Genomic DNA, 3926 nt, shown 5'->3' on the forward strand with positions numbered 1-3926 from the left:
CGTCCACCCGACATTTCCGCGTTAGCGTCTGAAAGGCCTAGCCCTAGTATCAAATGAAAATACAGATAAAAAAGAGCCAGTATCGCTACTGGCTCATATAAAAGGATATGAGATAAACCAAATGCTAAAGCATTTAATGATTAGCAACCCCTTGTCGTAGGGGTTACTTACAACCACCTGAACTGCAATTACTCTTACCGCGTCCACCACCGCAACCACCGCCAACGGAACCGCGGGACTCTGGCGCATCGTGCCACTCTGGCTCAGGGAAAATAGGCCACTGCACTTTTTGAATTTTCTTGCCATGCATCCATAAGCTGCCACGGTATTGGTTAATACCATCGGTGCTAAATTCAAATAGGTATTTTACTTTCCAAGTCAGCCCGGTGCTGCCACCAAGACTTGGCTTTGCGGTTTCTTGTGCAATCGCTAACAATTGCACTTTCTGTTTTTGGCACTCTTTAGTCGCAAACATACGGCTCATTTCAGCCATCTGTCTTAACTGCCAAAAAAATGCAGCGATAACCACTACCGCTACGATTAATAAGAAATCTGTCATCATGCTTTCATTACCTTAAATAGGCCGCCAATAGCTGCAGAAAGTTCTGCACTTCGGTTCGGGTTTCGCAGTTGAGTAAGCAGTTGCGTGCGAATTAATGGTATAGCCACAATATCAGCAAAAATCTGGTTAAAGAAGTGTTGTTCTTGTTTCGCAAGCGCTTCTAGATAGATACTGAGAGTTTGCTCATCTTTTAGTGCAGACCAGTTACGTGCTGCAATGGTGATCAGTATGTCGGCAGACAAGCCGTCGATAGAATCAAGATGTGCAATCGCTTTTTGACTTTGCTCTGTATGTGAAGCAAGCGCTCTTAACAGATAAGCTTGTTGCTCTGTTGATGCTGCAATAAGCTTATCAAACACGAGGACGGCGAGACTATCGTCGATATTGAGATGCTCTAGGCACTGACACATCGCTACTTGCACTTCGGTTGCTGCATTTTCAAAACTGGCATTGATATGTTGTTGATGGTCAAGCTCATTAGCTCTTACGCAAACATCAGCAATCCCCTGCATACCAATGTTTTGCCATTGGTCTGTAGGATGTTGCCCAGACATATATTGGTAGGCAAACTCATATTGTGCTGATGCTTTTTCGCCAAGTTGCTTACGCACTAATGCGTTAAATACGGCTAATTTTTCTTGAGTTGGCTTAAAGTTAAATGGGTGGTTTGCCAGTTGCTCTTGCTGTTGCTCTGTTAGAGGTTGAGTTGGATCTCTGCCTAAGGCTTCAATGATCATCTTGATAAACTGTAATCTTGGCGCTGGTGAAAGCAAACCGCGCTCATCCAATGCTAACTTAATGAACCAAATATAATGCTGTTGGCTGGCATCCCAAAAAACGATAGCAAACTGTGCATGGCCTTGAATGGGAGAGGGATACGGCGTGAGCAGCTCCTCTATCTGGTGAAAAGCCATCATATCGATATGTTGTACTCTACGGCCCAAATCATAAACTTGGAACTGAGTGTTAGCGGTTTTTAAGAATTGGCTGAGGGTCGTTATTTCTGTCATATCGTTATCGAGTGTCGGTGAATTAGGGCGTATTATAGGGATAAGTCGACCTAGATGGTATCATCGCGAGCTAAATTTCCTATGCTAGGCATAGCCCCGTACACATTTCTGTGGAGCCTTATCTGTGATAACGGTTAAAACACGAGAGTTGTTAGTCGCATTAGAGGCGGAGTTAGCAGCGCAAAACTTATTGAGTATTGAGTCACCAACAAAAGAGGCTCTGGCTAGCAGCGCTCCTTTTGCCTGTGATTTGATGCCATTTGAGCAGTGGTTACAGTTTATTTTTTTACCCAAGATGCACACTATCCTTGATAGTAACCAGCCTCTGCCAAATGCGATATCCATTGCACCAATGGCGCAACATGTTTGGCAAGGCGAAACGAAGTACCAAATTTTAGTTGGTTTAATCCAGGCTATAGACTCCTTGCTAAACGGTAACGACGTGACAAAAGAGATTATTGAATGACTGATGAAACAAAACAAACAGTTGATAGCGAAACGGTTGCAGAGCAATTGCTAACGGATGAGGTTGCTCCTCATATCGAAATCTTGTTTGAAGATGATGATGTTGTTGCTATTCATAAACCCGCAGGTCTGCTGGTTCATAGAAGCTACTTGGCGAGGCGAGAGCGCTTTTTCGCGATGCAATTAACCCGTGACAAAGTGGGTTGTCATGTATTCCCTGTGCACCGTCTAGACAGACCGACTTCTGGTATTTTGTTATTTGCTAAAAGCAGTGAAATGGCAAATGCTCTGTGTGAGCAGTTTGCCTCTCACTCGATTGATAAAGAGTACCTTGCGATAGTGCGTGGCAATATGCATGAAGCCGCGACACTAGATTATGCGCTCAAAGAGGAGTTGGATGATGTAGCGGATAAAGATGTTGATCCTAATAAAGCGGCTCAAGATGCTGTGACTTCTTATAAACCGCTACTTAATAGCGAAATTCCTTTTGCATCTGGGCGCTATGCAACCAGTCGTTACGCGCTAGTGCATCTATCACCACATACCGGCCGTAAGCATCAACTTCGTCGTCATATGGCGCACCTTCGTCATCCAATCCTTGGCGACACAACCCATGGTGATGGTAAGCAAAATAAATTCTTTAGAGAGCACTTTGGCATAAACAGACTATGGCTAATTGCTAAAAAACTCAGCTTTAATCACCCAAGAACAGGTGAAAGAGTCGCGGTTGAAACCGAACTTGAACAAGAGTGGCTTACACTGTTTGATGAGCTTGGATGGGGCGAGGATACGTTATCGGGATCCAACAATAGCTATCAAATAGCTGTTGATTAAGACGTTGCTTTTGTGGTGCCAGTTAATTTGCTGGCATTCACCTGTAAGCTATCATTAGCGGGTAATGAAGTTGTTAAGCATTGTACTGTATGGAAATAGCACATTCTTCTGATATGAGCTGATCGATTGAGGTGTTTTCGGTGCTTTTGTCTGCAAGAGTGTTTCATTAAGGCTTATCCTCGTACATTCGCTTTTAATTGCGGCAGGGCTTGCAGCAATGTTCATCGATACAGTATGTTAAGGATATAACTAAATGACTTTTAGGCGAAGTAAAACATGAAAAAAGTGAATCTAGTTTTTGGAACAGTTTATGGTGGCGCGCAATACGTTGCAGAGACTCTGCAACAAGCTTTAACCGATCTAGGACGAGAAGCCGTTTTATACCAAAGTGATGAGCTTGTCGGCTTTGTACCGCCTGAGGATGAGCTGCTGTTAATGGTGTGCTCTACTACAGGGCAGGGCGATCTACCTGATGATATTCAGACATGGTTTTATGATATGCAGTCAAAAGCGCCTTATCTGCCAGAGCTTAAATTCGGTATTATTGGCCTTGGTGATTCTAGTTATGAAACCTTCTGTGGCGCTGCAGAGCAGTTAGCGAACTTATTTGAAGAGTTGGGTGCTAAACGCTTAGGCGATTTTTTAAAAATCGATGCTGGTGAGACGATGGAACCTGAAGTTGAAGCATTAGCATGGCTACCAAGTTGGAATGCGCTTGATAACGAATTAGCAGCCTAAGTTTGTTTATTTGAGGCTGAATAGAGCGATATTCAGCCTTGTTATTGCCACGGTAACGGTCTTTCGTTTTGCTGCTATAAACCACTATTTGCATTTTAGATTTTTGCGCCAATGTGATTCACTGTAGATACAGAGTGTTAAGTCATCTCAACAAATTCAACTATCCAGCTATCTCAACAGATTCAACTATCTAACTAACTCTGCTATGTCGTACTTTTATCGCTTTGTTTTAATGGCGCAAGACTTCTATAACGGTACTCTCCCTTTATTTCTTTTTAGGCGATAAAACCAAAGTTAATGTGTAATACCAATTGCAT

At 43.1% G+C, this 3926-nt stretch carries 5 protein-coding genes; 3 read left to right on the top strand and 2 right to left on the bottom strand.

Translation table 11 applies throughout. The features are described from left to right. Nucleotides 1-163: 163 nt before the first annotated feature. Together AB4238_RS22120 and AB4238_RS22125 are read right to left on the bottom strand one after the other, a co-directional pair. Nucleotides 164-562 (bottom strand): DUF3301 domain-containing protein, encoded by a 399-nt coding sequence (locus tag AB4238_RS22120; protein ID WP_248973875.1) that lies wholly within the window; start codon nucleotides 560-562, stop codon nucleotides 164-166. After that, a complete protein-coding gene (locus AB4238_RS22125) occupies nucleotides 559-1572 on the bottom strand; it encodes a DUF3549 family protein (RefSeq protein WP_372035756.1) in 1014 nt (337 codons plus the stop codon). The genes AB4238_RS22120 and AB4238_RS22125 overlap by 4 nt, the downstream gene beginning before the upstream one ends. A 124-nt stretch (nucleotides 1573-1696) precedes the next feature. Here AB4238_RS22125 and AB4238_RS22130 point away from each other — a divergent pair, with 124 nt between their 5' ends. The 3 genes from AB4238_RS22130 (at nucleotide 1697) to AB4238_RS22140 (ending at nucleotide 3609) form a co-directional block, all read left to right on the top strand. Further along, the gene (locus tag AB4238_RS22130; RefSeq protein ID WP_372035758.1) at nucleotides 1697-2038 is read left to right on the top strand and encodes a YqcC family protein; all 342 of its coding nucleotides are present in this window, start codon (nucleotides 1697-1699) and stop codon (nucleotides 2036-2038) included. After that, nucleotides 2035-2871 (top strand): tRNA pseudouridine(65) synthase TruC, encoded by an 837-nt coding sequence (gene truC, locus AB4238_RS22135; protein ID WP_372035760.1) that lies wholly within the window; start codon nucleotides 2035-2037, stop codon nucleotides 2869-2871. Before AB4238_RS22130 ends, truC begins: the two co-directional genes overlap by 4 nt. A gap of 276 nt (nucleotides 2872-3147) precedes the next feature. Continuing rightward, complete coding sequence (locus AB4238_RS22140; RefSeq protein ID WP_372035762.1) at nucleotides 3148-3609, top strand: flavodoxin; 462 nt, start codon at nucleotides 3148-3150, stop codon at nucleotides 3607-3609. Nucleotides 3610-3926 lie beyond the last annotated feature (317 nt).

It is taken from the genome of Shewanella sp. 10N.286.45.A1 (assembly GCF_041470405.1).
Lineage (GTDB): Bacteria > Pseudomonadota > Gammaproteobacteria > Enterobacterales > Shewanellaceae > Shewanella.